Below are 14,589 nucleotides of genomic sequence, written 5' to 3' on the forward strand. Positions count from 1 at the left end.
TTTCATTTCCTGTGTGGATATGTGCTGGTTTAATTGTGACCAAGATTCCCTGCTAAGTGGGGAATCTGGCTTCGAATTTGCAGAGCGACGGATGCAACTTGTAGTTCAGGGATCGTTCACGATGGCTGTCATATGCCTGGTCGTTGAGCGCATCCTTAAACGACTTTGACGACCGCCAATGTGCCACGTTGACGAGGCCGTATTTAGCCGATGGATCACTAGATCGGAAAAGTCTGGCATTTATGAAGCCCTCATGGGCAATCATGTGCCCCTTTGCTTTGTGCCACATGTCGAGCACAGCGGGGATGTCTTCCTGCTGGATCTCGAATGGATTGATCAAGAAAACGTGTCCGCTGGCCGCGTCACTAAGTAATCCGATCTCGATATCGAGATCGCACTCGATGCTGTCAGTCCCGAATTTCTGTTCCAACAGACGTGTCGGATGAAATAGAAAATCTGCTCGCTGCTCTGGTGAATCGAACTTCAATATCGACAAATGGCTATAGTCCGCGTTTCGGATATCCTCGTTGAACGAGTAAAGCTCCATAACAATGCCGGCGCTCATGGCATTAAGCTCGTCAGCTCGTGCGAGCCAGTAGTCCTTAAATTGCGCATTGCTTCGCACAATTTCAATAAGATAATTCATGCGCCGCTCTCCCCGAGAAGGCGCTTAGGTCCGATGCTCAAACGATGAGAAAAATAGAGGGCGAAATCTTCTTTGAAGTCAGCGACAATTTCGCTGAATCGATTTGTGTGCGTTGCGTCGATAAGGTCGTTGGTTCGATTCCACTCCGCAATATTGATGAATTTCACTTCATCAGCGTCGGATTGATTTTGGTAGAGCGATGCGTTGATGTAGCCGGGCTGTGTCCGCATGTACGCGTTGCACTGGTTCCACATTTCTTCGTAGTTATTGACGCGCGCGTTCGGAATATAAATGACATCGAGCAATATGCATCGTTTTGTATCCGAGGAGAAAATATAGTCGTCCCCATCGACGAGCCTCATGGTATGGCCAAAGAACCTGACCTTTCCAGAGCGTAGGGCCTCGATGATGGCGAGCTCCTGTCGCGCTCGGTCACGCGCTGCGATCCATGCCGACGCGGATGACCATTTGCAAAGGCTGGCAAACGCATACCGCGAACGTGTTTGATACTCCTGATCGACCTTGACCAGCTGAGCCCTGTCGAAACCATCACATCCCGAAAAATACGTCGCAATAAGGTTCCAGATGGAAGCAGCTTCGGCAGGGTGGTCACTTTGGATGAAGTCAAGTGCCATGATCATGAAGATTTTCCTGTCATCACCGCATGCGGAGAATAAGTGTCGTCCTCGCTGGCATAGGCCGTGCGAGCGAAGCAAATTTGAAATTTTTCTTGATAGGGGGCGACGATGGCGTGGTAGTCTTCGCCGCCAAATATCGAGAGAAAAGCATCCTCCGATGCCCATTCGGCCATGCTGACAAAGTGATAATCGCCCTGACCAGGCGTAATAGTCTGGAAGAGGGTTGCCGACATAAAGCCAAGCTTATCTTTCATCATCGTGGCCGTCTCAAGCCACATTTCGGCATTGGCGGGCGCTTCCTCGACGGAAATGCGATACGGGTTCACAATTATCATTCGCTCACGGACGTCGCCGACAAAGCAAGGTCCGTGGCAGCGGTCGACGGGCCTGAACAGATTTGCAGCTCCTAGCCCCTGGTCAACAGAATTGAATGCCATGTCGTCAGGCGGTTCATTAATAATTGCGATGCTGACTGCTGCGTACCCCGGAAGATTGACGCGTCTAAATACTTTCAGAAGGCAAGCGGCATCTATGCTTCTGGTTTTTAGAGCCTCATTGGTCTGCTCAAGCCAACGCGAGGAGCATTCCTCGATCTGAGCTGATGTCAGTATATCTATACGTGCAAGCATCATTGGAGTTTGTGTTTCGAAGTCGATGGAATTTCCGCCAACATCAATTCGCTGGTCGGGCGAAAGGTCGTACTCACGATCTTGTGGAACGCAGGATTGCGGAAAACGCATTGAAAGCTATTCAGGTCGGACCAATGAGCTATGTTGACGAACCTGATCAGGTCGATGGCGTCGCATTCGCGGAAAAGGCGTGATGTGAAAAATCCTGGTTTTCCCTTAATGAATGACAAAGCGCGGTCGAACTGGTTCAGGAATTGGCTCTGATCGGCCGCTCGCATCAAGCACAAAGTCACCAGCAAGATGCTGGGCGCATCGGCCATGGGCCGCCCGCCATATCCACGCCTGATGATCTGGGTCCGAAAGTTGAGCGCTGCAGGCTGAGCAATGCTATTTCGACGGCTGCTGATCACCATCGCCTCATAGCTAGGCTGGGCGTAGCCCTGCAGCTCCAATTTCGCACTTGAGGCGATAGCGATCAGTTGTCCTGCCCGATATGTGGATTCAGTCAGGCCAACCTCTGAGACGGACTTATAGAAGTTAAACGTACAAGGCACTGGTCAGAGCTCCCTTCTGCAACAGCTGTAATCGAGAAGCCGCAGGGCCTAGCTAGGTTGCTGGTCAAACCTATACACCGGCAGCCTCTTGGGCTGCATCAATCAGATCGCCAACGGTGCTAATCCGGCCGTAGTCAATGTCTTTCAACGCTTGAGCTGTTTGCTTTTCGATTTCGAGGAGGATGAAAACCAACTCTGTGGAGTCAACCCCAAGGTCATCTGCCATAATACTTGTCCGCGTGATCTCGACTTTCAACCCCTCGCTTTCGACAAGGGCCTTCAAGGAATTAATCACGATTGCTTCAATGGATACATGATCTTTCATGATGTGCTCCCATGCTCAATGATTAGGCTTGCGACTCCGCCACCCATGGCAGCGGCATTTATGACAATACGTTCAATCGAGACTGGTTGACCGATGATATGCGGAGATTGCTGCTGCTTTTCAAGCATAAGGCAGCCAAACGCGATGTCGACTGCGCTTTCCGCACCGAAGGTGTGGCCGATACGTTCTTTGGGGCGAGCAATAATCGACTTCGAGGCGATGTTGGCGATGGCCTCATGTTCAGCGTTCTCGACGCAATCGAGACCGCTTGCGTCCGAGATCACGATCTCCGGCTGACGATTACCGATCACGGAACGCATCGTGCGGCGGAATGCATCGGCATCCGTAGGGTATCGGTCCGCCTTGCTCGGGCTGTTGGCCTGTGAGAAAGCGCCTATGCGGGCATAGATTCGGGCACCGCGCCGTCGCGCTGCCTCCTCCTCTTCGAGCACGAGGAATGTCGAGCCCTCAGAAATTCGAAACCCGTGTTTGCTGCCATCCACCGCGTGCGCTGACGGAACGAAGTCGAGGCCGGCATAGATAAAACCGGTGTTGGTGCTTTCAGTCCCACCAGCGATTGCCACATCCAGGATACCTGAGCGGATCTTTGCTGCTGCTGCCGCTACAGATAAGAGGCTACTCATTCGATCAGCCATATAGGTCTTACTGAAGCCCTTTAGACCGTGAAGGATGCTGATTTGTCCCTGAGGTGCAGTGGGAAACCAGCTGGTGGCTTGGAATGGGCTGACAGCTCGTGGCCCCTGGAGATATAGTTTCCGCAACTCGCGTTCCGTGAATTGCCAGCCGCCAAAACAGTTTCCGACAAACACGCCAGTTCTTTGCCTGTCGATTATCTCTATATCTATCCCAGCATCTGCAATTGCTGACTGAGTTGCGATTAGAGCATAGCTTGTGAAAACGTCGATCTTTATGGCCGTTCGGCCTGAAATCTCTCCCTTGAATTCGGATGGGTCGATGCTGGCTCCGCTGATATTTTTTGAGACCTGCCTGAAAAAGATGCTGGAATTTGATTGGGATGTCCAGAGATCTTCCTTGGTTCGTATGCCAGGTAAGATGACTCCAATGCCCGTGATGACAGCATTACGCTCCATGGTTATGCAATCCTCTGCGTTAGGGGACGATTTGCGAGATGATCAAGGCGCTATGAATTCCGGAGAAGCCACTTGCGTCCTTGAGAATATGTCCCAGCACCGCCGGCCGCCCCTTGCCGGGTACATAGTCGAGGTCGCAGGCTGGGTCGGGCTGGTGCAGATTGAGCGTCGGTGGAACCTCTTGGTGGACAATCGACTGTATAGATGCGACCAGCTCAATTGCATTGGCCGCCGCCAGAGCATGCCCTACGATCGACTTTATGGAGGTAACAGGTATGCGATATGCATAGTCTCCGAAGGTTCGCTTGATCGCATTGGTTTCGTTGATGTCATTCTGTGGCGTCGAACTTCCGTGAGCATTGACATGCGAAATCTCTGAGAAAGCAACCCCCGCATCGGCAAGACTCAAAATCATGGCCCGATGTAAATCCTCGCCATCAGGTTTGAGGTCTGTCATATGATGGGCGTTGCATGTCGACCCAAAACCAGAGATTTCCGCGAAAATATGTGCATCGCGAGCAATCGCGTGTTCCATGTCTTCCAGAATGAATATTCCAGCGCCCTCGGCGATTACAAAGCCGCTGCGCGATGCATCATATGGCCGGGAGGCGGATTCGGGCTTGTCGTTCCGATCATTGGTAACGGCGCCGATGATATCGAAAGCACCGAGCGCGATAGGAGTTATCGGTGCATCTGACGCTCCCGCGATGACAATGTCCGCATTGCCGGACCGGATCATATCCAACGCCTCGCCGACAGCGTCAATACCGCCCGTGCAGCCCGTTGCCAATGTCGAGACCGGTCCGGATGCGCCGTAGCGACGGGCGATCTCCGTAGATGCGACGTGAAAGCCAAGGCCTGACAGCAGTACTGGTGACGCCTTTTCCGCATCGACGTCACCATGCCCGCCATCCGTGAGGTGCAGAAATTCTTCTTCCAGATACTTCGTCGCACCGATAGCGGTTGCAACGCAAACTCCGATACGATGAGGATCAAGTTTGTCGAAATCGAGCTTGGCCATATTGACTGCTTCCGAGGCAGCGGCCAGAGCGAACAGGACATAACGATCATATCCAGCCTGAGAAGCGGCAGAGACCTCGCAGTCTTCCTCGTCGAAGTAGTCGACGATCCCGGCCACCTTGGCCTTGAACGGTGAAGCATCGAAAGTCGTGATTGGCCGCACACCACTTCTGCCATTGCACGTTGCGGTCCAGAAATCTTCAACATTGCATCCGTTGGGTGCAATGACACCCAGGCCCGTGACGGCCACACGCTTCTTTTTCATAAACCCTCTTGAATTAGTAATTTCCAAGACCGCCGCAGACATTCATTGCCTGGGCCGTGATCCCGCGCGCCTGGTCGGATGCCAAGTAGATAACCATGCTGGCGACCTCGCCGGGTTCGATGTACCGTCCGAGCGGCACACGTTCCTCAATCCGTCGCTTGGCTTCCTCGGGGGTGATGCTCCAGAGCTTCGCGTAGTTTTGACGGACAGTCGCGGCCATCTCGGTTTCGACAAAGCCCGGGCACACTGCATTGACGGTGATGTCCGCCCTTTTGCGCGCGAGCTCCAATCCAAGTGCTTTGGTGAACCCAATAACACCATGCTTCGAAGCACTATAGGGGGCACCATGCACAACTCCTTGCTTGCCCCCTGTTGAAGCAATATTGATGATGGCACCGCCAGCGCCCATTGCCTTGGACCTGAGGATTTCTTTCGTTACGAAGAAAACAGAATTCAGATTTGTATTGATAACAGATAACCATAACTCATTATCGATATTCTCCGTCACACCGCCGCCGCTGCGACCCGCGCAGTTCACGAGAACCTTGATAGGACCAAATTTTTCGACAGCGGACGATGTCATTTGGGTAATTTCATCGGAATCTGTTACATCGCATCGTATTCCGATTACCTCCCGACCATTCCCAGAGAGCTGTTTCACGGCGGCATCGAGATTGGACTGACTACGCCCGACGATTGCAACGTTGTAGCCTGCGTTTACGAGGCTATGCGCTATCGATAAGCCAATGCCGCGGCTTCCGCCAGTCACGATTGCATTACGCATTTGATCTGCCTTCCAACCTTGATTTGATGGCCTTCATAGTGCCGAAACTATTAAGATTGATCGCGGTTTCGACCTTTTGCTTGGCGTCGTTCCGCGATCCTTTCGCGGCCCAGAGTGAAGGATTGAGTAGTACCTCATGGTGCGAGGTGACCGCTATCCCAGAGCCTTCGTTCACAGACGAAAATGTCCACGAACCACGATGTTCCAGGAGAACCTCTGGGGGAGAGGGCTGGAAGTATGAAATCGCGTCGACATCTTTCCTGCGAATGCTCCGAATCTCTTCAGTCCCATTGGTAACATTTACGGTCATAACAAACTCTTGGTTCACGCTATCGGAATAAATCATTCTTATATTCGAACAGTGCGGCAGCAAGTTCGGCCATTCTTCTGCGTCCCAGATCAGGTCTAGAATGAGGTTTTTGGGGGCATAGAAAATCATGGTCTCCGAGAAACTGTGATACCAGGCTTTCTGATCCAAGTGCTTTGCAATTGCAGATAGCTCGCGGTTGCTGTTTGCCTCGATACTCCGTTCCATGAATTGCATCGCTTGTTCTTTGGTCTCGACTTCAGGAACGAATCCTTTCACCTGATCTGCGATCTCGAATTCATGCATCAGGCTAATCTTGCAGCCTTTGGGGAGCGGGTCGAAGGTCCAGGAGCCCACCATCGACTTGACCAAGGGTGAAGGTTTACTTTGGCGAAATTTGATTAAGCGACGCTTGCGATCAATCTGCCGGACCGACTGCCAGGATAGGATTTGACCGTTGGCCAGGGCTGTTAGCGCGATAGCCTGCTCCGTCTCCGTTTCCGAAAGGACGTTGGCTTCCAGGCAGGGAGGGAAAATTTCGGGCCATTTAGCAACGTTGAGGCTTACCTGAAACGCTTCCTCAGGCGAATGGCAGATGAGAATACTATGTTCCGTTTTCATTAAACTTGACCTCTCCCTGCAGGTAGTATGCGGTTTGGAGTTGCTTGTTACTCCGAGGCTTCTGAAGAATCGAGCATCCGCTGACGGCGCTTAAGCGAAAAGGAGACGCCGTCTTTGGCGCCCAAAATGATGAGGGGCAGATTTGTTGCGTCGGTAAGAATCTCTATTCTCGGGATGACAGTGAGCGTCGGACCAAAATCCTGGATCCCTGGAGATTTGCAACTGAGATTTATTTTTTTCCACATGCCTATCGCTTGGCAAGTCCTTTTTGGAAAATCAGAGTTCTCCTAGGAATTGCAGGCGCGCGCTCAGATGCTGTCATTTCAGGATTATTGGGCATCGTCCTGGTTTCTCGAATGCGAGGGAGTGCGCACGCTAAAGAGGGTCTGCAAGAATCCATGCGAGACGTGCTTGCGTTGAGCGACGGCGACCATACTCATCACCCATGAAGCAAATCAGCCTAGCCCAGCCGCAGTCCAACAAGTGCACACACAAGAGTGAGTGCTTGGAATCGATGGATCAAGTGGTGCCATGAGCAGGCCTGATAGCTCTCATCGATCCGTACTCCAAGGAGGCAGGCCGCTGCGGCGCCCTCCAGTTTGGTTGTTGATCGTGCGCTTGGCCGGCACATAACACCGTATGCCCTGGGCTTGCAGTGCGGTGATCTGCGCTGCATTGGCATAACCCGCATCAGCGGTGCAGGGTGCTAGCAGTACATCGCTTGCGGCTTGGGCCATTGGCTGGATCTGCCTCTGATCGTTGGCATCGGCACAGCCCTCGTGGGCCACTATCAGGTGGCTCTCGGCCTCCACAGCGGTCGGCAGGTTGTAGCCCGGCACACTGTTGAGGCTTTGCATGACCTGGGCATCGGACTCGATGGTGATGTACATGGTCTTGCCACTGGCGGCCAGGGCCTTTGCCTAGCCTGCAGTTGCCTCGCTGTTGGCCTGCAGTTGTGCCAAAGCCTTGCACACACGAATGCCCTGCCCGGGCGTTGACGTCTCCTGCCGGGCCGATTCTTCGAGTAAGGCGAGGTATCTCTCTATCTGCTGGGCATTGCACTGGGCTTTTTGTACCAGGCCCGGCGCGGGCCGACGATGGCTTTGCTTGAGGCGACGGCCTGCACCTTGCAGCCGTCGATGGCCACAGTCGTCGGGGCGATCAAGCACTGCGTGCGGGCGAACTGCACGAAGGCAGCACTGGTGGAAACCAATGCCTGCAGATTGCCTCGGCGGAATTCGGCGATGGTCTTGTAGTCTGGAGCCAGGCGACCGAGCAGCCACATGCACTCGGCGTTGTGGTGGCACTCGCGCCTCAAAGAGCGAAAGGGACGTGTCGCGTTGAGATAGCCCTGGAGATAGAGCCGCAGCAGATCGGCAGTGTCATATGGCGGCGCGCCCATGCGTTGGAGGATGGACTTGGCAAAGCCCAGATAAGCCATGGGTAAAGCGGCAATCCAGCCGTCGATGACGCGGACAAGGGCATCTGGCGCGACAAACTCATCGAGCATTACTGGTAACAGGGCGGCTTGTGCCGGCTCTCTCCACTGCGGCGGGCCGTAGAGCTGCTCCACAAACAACGATGCCCTCAAGGCTAACTTCCTGGAGGGCATCGCGACTAGGACAGCTGAAGACTTTTTACACAGCCTGACATGCTCCCTTTTTGCCTTGGCACTTGGCCAGTACCTCAGTCGGCAGCCTGCATGCTTGCAAGCAACTGCTGCGCCGCCGCTTCCGGGTCCTCGGCATTGACCAGTGCCCGCACCACGGCCACCGAGCCCACGCCCGTGGCGCGCACGGCCGGGAACTGGTCGGCCGAGATGCCGCCGATGGCCACCAGCGGATAGCGCTGCATCAGGCGCACATAGGCGCCCAGGCGCGCCAGGCCCTGCGGAGCCGTGGCCATTTTCTTGAGCGTGGTGGGGAAGACGGCGCCCAGCGCGATGTAGCTGGGCTGCACGGCATGGGCGCGCACCATTTCGGCATAGCCATGCGTGCTCACGCCCAGGCGCAGGCCCGAGGCGTGGATGGCCTGCAGGTCGGCGCCGGCCAGCGCGTCCAGGTCCTCCTGGCCCACATGCACGCCATAGGCGCCGGCATCGATGGCCTCGCGCCAGTGGTCGTTGATGAAGAGCAGGGCGCTCGTGCCTTCCACGGCGGCCACGGCGGCGCGCACTTCGCGCGCGATGGCGTCGCGGTCCTCGGACTTGAAGCGCAGCTGCACGGTGGGCACACCGGCGCGGGCCATGCGGCCCACCCATTGCGCGTCGGGCAGCACGCCGTACAGGCCCAGGGACCTTGGGCACTCCGGGAAGGCCAGTGCGGGATCGGCGCCCTCCAGGCCGAAGTCGCGCGGATCGTCGGGCCATAGCGTGGCCTCGAAGCGGCCCCTGCGCAGCGTCTGCGCCTGCCAGGCACAGGCCAGCGTCTCGGCGTCGATGGCGATGAAACCCAGGGCGCTGCAGGCCTGCAGCGCCGCAAGATAGGCCGGCTCCTGGCGCTGTGCCTGCGGCACGGGCTGCGAGGGCAGGGCGGAGCCTTCAGGGGCAAAGGTGGCGCCGTGCAGGCGCACGATGGCATCTGCCCAGGACTGGATGGAGTCGTTGCTCATGGCCGGTCTCCTCAGCCGTGGTGCCAGAACGGCGTGCCCAGCACGGGCGTGCTGGGCTGGGCGGCCGATTGTTCGGCCATGGCGCCGGCGCGGTGGGCGGCGTGGCCGGCATTCACGGCATCGGCAAAGGCGCCGGCCATGGCCACCGGGTCTTCGGACAGGGCCACGGCCGTGTTCAGCAGCACGGCGTCATAGCCCCACTCCATGACTTGGCAGGCATGGGACGGGCGGCCCAGGCCCGCATCCACGATCAGCGGCACCTTCAGGCGCTCACGCAGTGTCTGCATGGCATAGGGGTTGACGGGGCCGCGGCCCGTGCCGATGGGCGCCGCCCAGGGCATGACGGCCTGGCAGCCCACATCCACCAGGCGCTGGCACAGCACCAGGTCCTCGGTGGTGTAGGGCAGGACCTGGAAGCCGTCCTTGATGAGGATGGAGGCGGCCTCGACCAGGTTCAGCGTGTCGGGCTGCAGGGTGTAGTCGTCGCCGATCAGCTCCAGCTTGATCCAGGGGGTCTCGAAGACTTCGCGTGCCATCTGGGCCGTGGTCACGGCTTCCTGCACGGTCATGCAGCCGGCCGTGTTGGGCAGCACGGGCACGGCCAGCTTCTTGAGCAATTCCCAGAAGCTGGCACCGGTCTCGGCGGCATTGCTGCCCTGGCGGCGCAGCGAGGCCGTGACCATGGCGGGGCGGGCACGCTGCACGGCAGCTTCCAGCACGGCGGGCGAGGGGTAGCGGGAGGTGCCCAGCAGCAGGCGGCTGTCAAAGCGCTGGCCGTACAGGACCAGGCTGTCGTCGGAGGAAGGGGCGGAAGTCGTCATGGCGTGAGGCAATGGGAGAGTCGGATGGGGCATCAGCCGCCGGTCACCGGCGAGATCACTTCGAGGCGGTCGCCGTCGTTCAGCGCCTGCTCGGCATAGCGGGCCTTGGGTACGAAGACGGTGTTGATGGCCACGGCAAAGGGCGGGCGCGGCGCAAGCTGGGCCAGCGCGTCGGCCACGGTGGCTCCGTCGCTCAGTTCGGTCGCTTGCTGGTTGATGGTGATGTTCATGGCGGCTGAGGGGAAACGAAAGGCGGGTACGGGGGCTTGTTCGATCTTAGGCAGGGCCGGTCTTGTCGGCCCTGCATGCATGTCCGGTCTGTTGTGCGTGAAAGTGCCGTGCGTGCCGTTCAGGCGGCTGCCTTGTGCTGCGATGGCGCATGCTCGACGGCAACATCGAAGCGGCGGGCCAGTTCGGAATCACCGCCGTCGAGCAGCTCCAGCACCACGTCCAGCATGGCCGGCGCGATCATGAAGCCATGGCGGTACAGGCCGTTGACCTCCATCACGCGCGGCGCGCTCCAGCGCACGGCCGGCAGATTGTCGGGCAGGGTGGGGCGGCACTGGGTGGCGATCTCGACGATGCGGCCCTCGGCAAAACCCGGATGCACGGTGTAGGCGGCACTCAGCAGCTCCAGCGTGGAGCGCACGCTGGCCGGCGACATGTCGTCGGACTCGATCTCGGTGGCGCCGATGACGAAGAGGTGGTCCTCCTTGGGCGCAATGTAGATCGGGTAGCGCGGATGGATCAGGCGCGTGGGCCGCTGCAGCGTGACCTCGGGCGCATGGATGCGAACCACCTCGCCGCGCACGCCGCGCAGCGCAGGCCACTGGCCGCGTGCGCCCAGGCCCCGGCAGTCCAGCACCCAGTCGGGCTGGCCCGGCGAGCCGGGGCGGAAGTCGGCCAGCTCGCGCGGCTGGTTCCAGTGCTGCTCCACGCCCAGGCGGGTCAGCGTGGCGTGGAGTGAGGCCAGCAGCTGGCGGTTGTCCAGCTGGCCCTCGCCCTGCAGGTACATGGCCTGGGCGAAGCGCCGCTCAAGCGCGGGCTCGCAGTCGTGCAGGGCCTGGTCGGCCAGCGGCTGCAGCGCGGGAAGGCTGGGGTTGATGCGGCGGTTTTTCTCCAGCAGGCCGAAAAAGCGCTGGGCATCGCCCGCGTCCTGGCGGTGCCAGAGGATGAGGGTGCCGTTTTGCTGGAAGAACACGGGCGCATCGAGCTGGGCCAGCAGTTCGGGCCAGCGCGTCAGGCCGTGCTGGCCCATGCGCACCACGCCGGGCTCGGTGATGGCCGATTCGGCCAGGGGCGCGAGCATGGCGGCGGCCACGCGGGCCGCTGCGCCATCGCCTTCGGGGCCGTGGGCGTCATATACGGCAATGCCGTGGCCGCGACGGGCCAGCGCCAATGCCAGCAGCCGGCCCATGAGGCCGCCGCCCAGAATGGCGATGCGGGAAGAAGCTTGTAGAACGGACATGTGCATCTGGTGGTCAAGTGCGCCCATGCCCGTGGGACTGCCGGCCGGCTGTCCGCGCACAGGGCATGTGCTGGACAAAACGCGGCGTACCACCCCGATTGATTGAAACTCCCCACGCCAGCATGACCTGGATCGGGTGCAGGGGCGCTGCGCGGCAAGGTGCCTGTGGTGCAGGCTTGTGCGGCAGGGGGCTGGTCGCCCCGGGGCCCCAGGGTGTTTCTCAGTCACGCATCGGCGAGGCGGGCCAGGCCCTGTTTCACCGACGGGACACCCCTGTTTCGTCCGTCAGCAGGCATTACAGCACATCCCGCAGCTGCCGGTATTGACCATGCGCATGGGTGATAATTTTCGCCCATGACTGCCGACCACTCCCCTTCGACCGCCGCATCCCCCGAACCGGCTCCCGCCGCGCGCAAGCGCTATGCACGCGTGCTCATCATCGCGGGCTCCGACAGCGGCGGCGGCGCCGGCATACAGGCCGACCTCAAGACCTGCAGCGCCCTGGGCTGCTACGGCATGACGGCCATCACGGCCATCACCGTGCAGAACACGCTGGGCGTCAGCGGCATCCACGGCATTCCCGTGGACATACTGCGCGGCCAGATCGATGCGGTGGTCGAGGACATCGGCGCCGACGCCGTCAAGATCGGCATGCTGGCCACGCCCGAGGTGGTGCAGGTGGTGGCCGATGCCATCCGCCGCCACCAGCTGCGCAACGTGGTGCTGGACCCCGTGATGGTGGCCACCAGCGGCGACCGGCTGATCGCGCCGGAAACCGCCTCCGTGCTGGTGCGCGAACTGTTCCCCCTGGCCACCGTGGTCACGCCCAATCTGGACGAGGCAGCGCTGCTGCTGGGCCACTCCATTGATGGCATAGACGCACTGGACGGCGCCGTGCAGGAACTCCTGGCGCTGGGCGCGCCGGCCGCATTGCTCAAGGGCGGGCATCTGTCCGGCGATCTGGTGGTAGACCTGCTGGGCCATGGCAACGGCCAGCGGCTGCGCCTGCAGTCGCAGCGCATTGCCACGCACAACGGCCATGGCACGGGCTGCACGCTGTCTTCGGCGATTGCCTCGCACCTGGCGCTGGGCCTGCCGCTGGAGGCGGCCGTGGCCCAGGCGCGCGAGTACATCCTGGGCGCGATTGCGGCCGGTGCCGATGTGTTCACGGGCGCCGGCCACGGTCCGCTGAACCACGGCTATGCGCCGCGCGCGCAGGTCGTGGTCAACGGCTGAACGTTCGGCGCAGCGCCTGGTTCACCAGCCCCAGGTCAGGCTGCGCGCCACCCAGCCCTTTTGGCCGTTGTCGCGCTGGACATGGGCCCAGGAGCCCTGCTTCTTGAGCGTGCGCACCACCTCCAGCTCAGCCAGCTTGCCCACCACGCGGTGTTTCTGGCCCGGGCCAGCGCGCAGATTGGCGGTGCGCCCGGTCACCACCATGTGCGGGGTCTTGCCGGTCAGCGGCGCATGCACCCAGCCCAGCGTGCTCTCGTTGTCCCTGACGCGCAGCCACTGGCCCTTGCGCTGCACCACCTGCAGCGGATAGCCCTTGCCCAGTTCCCACAGCGTGGCCGAGCGCGTGGTGGGCTGCTGCCGCACATTGACGCTGGCGCCCTTGACGCTGACGAACTCGCGCGCATGGGCGGCGGCCGGGGCCAGGGTGGTGGTGAGGACGGCGAGGGCGGTGGCGGCTGTGGCCAGCCAGCGGGCGGCACGGCTTTTGTTGCAAGACACGGGAACAGGTCTCCTTTCGTTTGAGAAAGGCTGGCGCGCGGAGACTTTCCGGCGCGAGCCCGGGGAAAGCGCGTGGGATCAGGCGATGTAGCTATAGTTCCTGAATGAAACTGACGTGCGACGCCCCGGCTTCATGCGCAACCGGGCAAGCTTGCCTTACGCTTGCCGCACAACCGTGTTTTCCAGGAGGGCTTGTATATGCACCATGCTGTTTCCCGATCCGGCGCCCATGTCCGGCACGCTGCAATCCTGACGGCCTGTCTTGCCGCGGGACTGGCGGATGCGCAGGGACCAGAGACGCAGGCGCAGGAGGCGCAGGCTGTGGCCACAGCCGCCGAGGGCCGCGATGCGGCCAGGGCGCAGGAGGGTGCGGTGAATCGCCCGGAATTCGGTCCCGCGCTGCTGGCGGCCGCCCAGGCCGGCGAAGCGCTGCAGGTACGCGACTGGCTCAAGCGCGGCGCACCTGTCGATGTGCGTGACCGGCAGGGCAATACGCCGCTGCTGCTGGCCGTGCGCGGCAACCATGTCGAGGTCGCGCGCTCGCTGCTGGTCCATGGGGCCAACCCCAATCTCAAGAATGACCTGCAGGACAGTGCCTATCTGCTGGCCGGTGCCCTGGGCCGCCTGGAGATACTGCGCATGACGCTGTCGTACGGCGCCGATCTGCAAAGCACCAACCGCTACGGCGGCACGGCGCTGATCCCGGCCTGCGAGCGCGGCCACGTCGATACCGTGCAGGCCTTGCTGGCTGCCGGTGTACGGGCCGACCATGTGAACCGGCTGGGCTGGACCTGCCTGCTCGAAGCCGTTTTGCTGGGCGACGGAGGCCCGCGCTACCAGGACATCGTCCGCCAGCTGATCGCGGCCAGGGCCGATCTCAATCTGCCCGACAAGGATGGCGTGACCGCCGTCGTCCACGCCCGCCAGCGCAGCCAGCATGAGGTGGAGCGCCTGCTGCAGGAGGCGGGAGCGCGCTGATCGGCGCAAGTGAAAACAAGTGAAAACGCCTGAAACCAGGGGTGATGCGCCAGATTCAGACGGGTCTGATTGCTTTG

17 protein-coding genes are annotated in these 14,589 nt (G+C 59.9%); 2 read left to right on the forward strand and 15 right to left on the reverse strand.

The features are described from left to right. Positions 1-52 precede the first annotated feature (52 nt). The 14 genes from ACF8O7_RS19970 to ACF8O7_RS20035 all read right to left on the reverse strand — a co-directional run bounded on the left by ACF8O7_RS19970 (position 53) and on the right by ACF8O7_RS20035 (position 11,800). On the reverse strand, positions 53-646 hold the full coding sequence (locus ACF8O7_RS19970) for an antibiotic biosynthesis monooxygenase (protein ID WP_047219555.1): 594 nt from the start codon (positions 644-646) through the stop codon (positions 53-55). After that, positions 643-1,287 (reverse strand): antibiotic biosynthesis monooxygenase, encoded by a 645-nt coding sequence (locus ACF8O7_RS19975; protein ID WP_047219556.1) that lies wholly within the window; start codon positions 1,285-1,287, stop codon positions 643-645. Before ACF8O7_RS19975 ends, ACF8O7_RS19970 begins: the two co-directional genes overlap by 4 nt. Continuing rightward, positions 1,284-2,024, reverse strand: coding sequence for an antibiotic biosynthesis monooxygenase family protein (locus ACF8O7_RS19980; protein WP_392444083.1), 741 nt, complete (start codon positions 2,022-2,024; stop codon positions 1,284-1,286). Before ACF8O7_RS19980 ends, ACF8O7_RS19975 begins: the two co-directional genes overlap by 4 nt. A gap of 513 nt (positions 2,025-2,537) precedes the next feature. Then, positions 2,538-2,792 carry a hypothetical protein gene (locus tag ACF8O7_RS19985; protein ID WP_047219559.1) on the reverse strand — a complete coding sequence of 85 codons (255 nt, stop codon included), beginning with the start codon at positions 2,790-2,792 and terminating at the stop codon, positions 2,538-2,540. Beyond that, positions 2,789-3,904 carry a beta-ketoacyl synthase N-terminal-like domain-containing protein gene (locus ACF8O7_RS19990; protein ID WP_047219560.1) on the reverse strand — a complete coding sequence of 372 codons (1,116 nt, stop codon included), beginning with the start codon at positions 3,902-3,904 and terminating at the stop codon, positions 2,789-2,791. Before ACF8O7_RS19990 ends, ACF8O7_RS19985 begins: the two co-directional genes overlap by 4 nt. Positions 3,905-3,923: 19 nt before the next feature. Continuing rightward, the gene (locus tag ACF8O7_RS19995) at positions 3,924-5,189 is read right to left on the reverse strand and encodes a beta-ketoacyl-[acyl-carrier-protein] synthase family protein (protein ID WP_392444085.1); all 1,266 of its coding nucleotides are present in this window, start codon (positions 5,187-5,189) and stop codon (positions 3,924-3,926) included. A gap of 13 nt (positions 5,190-5,202) precedes the next feature. Next, entirely contained in the window at positions 5,203-5,973 is a 771-nt protein-coding gene (locus tag ACF8O7_RS20000; RefSeq protein WP_392444087.1) for an SDR family NAD(P)-dependent oxidoreductase, read from the reverse strand. Further along, complete coding sequence (locus ACF8O7_RS20005; RefSeq protein ID WP_392444089.1) at positions 5,966-6,901, reverse strand: SRPBCC family protein; 936 nt, start codon at positions 6,899-6,901, stop codon at positions 5,966-5,968. The genes ACF8O7_RS20000 and ACF8O7_RS20005 overlap by 8 nt, the downstream gene beginning before the upstream one ends. A 551-nt stretch (positions 6,902-7,452) precedes the next feature. Continuing rightward, positions 7,453-7,791 (reverse strand): transposase, encoded by a 339-nt coding sequence (locus tag ACF8O7_RS20010; protein ID WP_047219564.1) that lies wholly within the window; start codon positions 7,789-7,791, stop codon positions 7,453-7,455. A gap of 152 nt (positions 7,792-7,943) precedes the next feature. Further along, positions 7,944-8,492, reverse strand: coding sequence for a transposase (locus tag ACF8O7_RS20015; RefSeq protein ID WP_047219565.1), 549 nt, complete (start codon positions 8,490-8,492; stop codon positions 7,944-7,946). A 95-nt stretch (positions 8,493-8,587) separates the two neighbouring features. After that, positions 8,588-9,511, reverse strand: a complete 924-nt coding sequence (gene thiE, locus ACF8O7_RS20020; RefSeq protein WP_392444091.1) for a thiamine phosphate synthase — start codon at positions 9,509-9,511, stop codon at positions 8,588-8,590. An 11-nt stretch (positions 9,512-9,522) separates the two neighbouring features. After that, positions 9,523-10,332: a thiazole synthase gene (locus ACF8O7_RS20025; protein WP_016452920.1), complete on the reverse strand. Its 810-nt coding sequence runs from the start codon at positions 10,330-10,332 to the stop codon at positions 9,523-9,525. A gap of 32 nt (positions 10,333-10,364) precedes the next feature. Next, positions 10,365-10,562, reverse strand: a complete 198-nt coding sequence (gene thiS / locus ACF8O7_RS20030; RefSeq protein WP_012205130.1) for a sulfur carrier protein ThiS — start codon at positions 10,560-10,562, stop codon at positions 10,365-10,367. A gap of 119 nt (positions 10,563-10,681) precedes the next feature. Further along, the gene (locus tag ACF8O7_RS20035) at positions 10,682-11,800 is read right to left on the reverse strand and encodes an FAD-dependent oxidoreductase (protein ID WP_392444093.1); all 1,119 of its coding nucleotides are present in this window, start codon (positions 11,798-11,800) and stop codon (positions 10,682-10,684) included. A 354-nt stretch (positions 11,801-12,154) separates the two neighbouring features. Here ACF8O7_RS20035 and thiD point away from each other — a divergent pair, with 354 nt between their 5' ends. Next, complete coding sequence (gene thiD, locus ACF8O7_RS20040; RefSeq protein WP_034392653.1) at positions 12,155-13,036, forward strand: bifunctional hydroxymethylpyrimidine kinase/phosphomethylpyrimidine kinase; 882 nt, start codon at positions 12,155-12,157, stop codon at positions 13,034-13,036. Between the two features lie 21 nt (positions 13,037-13,057). Here thiD and ACF8O7_RS20045 read toward each other — a convergent pair whose 3' ends face one another. Further along, positions 13,058-13,534, reverse strand: coding sequence for an SH3 domain-containing protein (locus ACF8O7_RS20045; protein ID WP_154834517.1), 477 nt, complete (start codon positions 13,532-13,534; stop codon positions 13,058-13,060). Between the two features lie 198 nt (positions 13,535-13,732). Here ACF8O7_RS20045 and ACF8O7_RS20050 point away from each other — a divergent pair, with 198 nt between their 5' ends. Next, positions 13,733-14,512 (forward strand): ankyrin repeat domain-containing protein, encoded by a 780-nt coding sequence (locus ACF8O7_RS20050; protein WP_047327611.1) that lies wholly within the window; start codon positions 13,733-13,735, stop codon positions 14,510-14,512. Positions 14,513-14,589 lie beyond the last annotated feature (77 nt).

It is taken from the genome of Delftia sp. WSY_16, assembly GCF_043104415.1.
In the GTDB taxonomy this organism is placed as follows: domain Bacteria; phylum Pseudomonadota; class Gammaproteobacteria; order Burkholderiales; family Burkholderiaceae_C; genus Comamonas; species Comamonas tsuruhatensis.

Coding starts and splice junctions, on each gene's coding strand:
- ACF8O7_RS19970 (WP_047219555.1), bottom strand. CDS start 646: ATGAATTATCTTATTGAAATTGTGCGAAGCAATGCGCAATTTAAGGAC.
- ACF8O7_RS19975 (WP_047219556.1), bottom strand. CDS start 1,287: ATGATCATGGCACTTGACTTCATCCAAAGTGACCACCCTGCCGAAGCT.
- ACF8O7_RS19980 (WP_392444083.1), bottom strand. CDS start 2,024: ATGCGTTTTCCGCAATCCTGCGTTCCACAAGATCGTGAGTACGACCTT.
- ACF8O7_RS19985 (WP_047219559.1), bottom strand. CDS start 2,792: ATGAAAGATCATGTATCCATTGAAGCAATCGTGATTAATTCCTTGAAG.
- ACF8O7_RS19990 (WP_047219560.1), bottom strand. CDS start 3,904: ATGGAGCGTAATGCTGTCATCACGGGCATTGGAGTCATCTTACCTGGC.
- ACF8O7_RS19995 (WP_392444085.1), bottom strand. CDS start 5,189: ATGAAAAAGAAGCGTGTGGCCGTCACGGGCCTGGGTGTCATTGCACCC.
- ACF8O7_RS20000 (WP_392444087.1), bottom strand. CDS start 5,973: ATGCGTAATGCAATCGTGACTGGCGGAAGCCGCGGCATTGGCTTATCG.
- ACF8O7_RS20005 (WP_392444089.1), bottom strand. CDS start 6,901: ATGAAAACGGAACATAGTATTCTCATCTGCCATTCGCCTGAGGAAGCG.
- ACF8O7_RS20010 (WP_047219564.1), bottom strand. CDS start 7,791: ATGTACATCACCATCGAGTCCGATGCCCAGGTCATGCAAAGCCTCAAC.
- thiE (WP_392444091.1), bottom strand. CDS start 9,511: ATGAGCAACGACTCCATCCAGTCCTGGGCAGATGCCATCGTGCGCCTG.
- ACF8O7_RS20025 (WP_016452920.1), bottom strand. CDS start 10,332: ATGACGACTTCCGCCCCTTCCTCCGACGACAGCCTGGTCCTGTACGGC.
- thiS (WP_012205130.1), bottom strand. CDS start 10,562: ATGAACATCACCATCAACCAGCAAGCGACCGAACTGAGCGACGGAGCC.
- ACF8O7_RS20035 (WP_392444093.1), bottom strand. CDS start 11,800: ATGTCCGTTCTACAAGCTTCTTCCCGCATCGCCATTCTGGGCGGCGGC.
- thiD (WP_034392653.1), top strand. CDS start 12,155: ATGACTGCCGACCACTCCCCTTCGACCGCCGCATCCCCCGAACCGGCT.
- ACF8O7_RS20050 (WP_047327611.1), top strand. CDS start 13,733: ATGCACCATGCTGTTTCCCGATCCGGCGCCCATGTCCGGCACGCTGCA.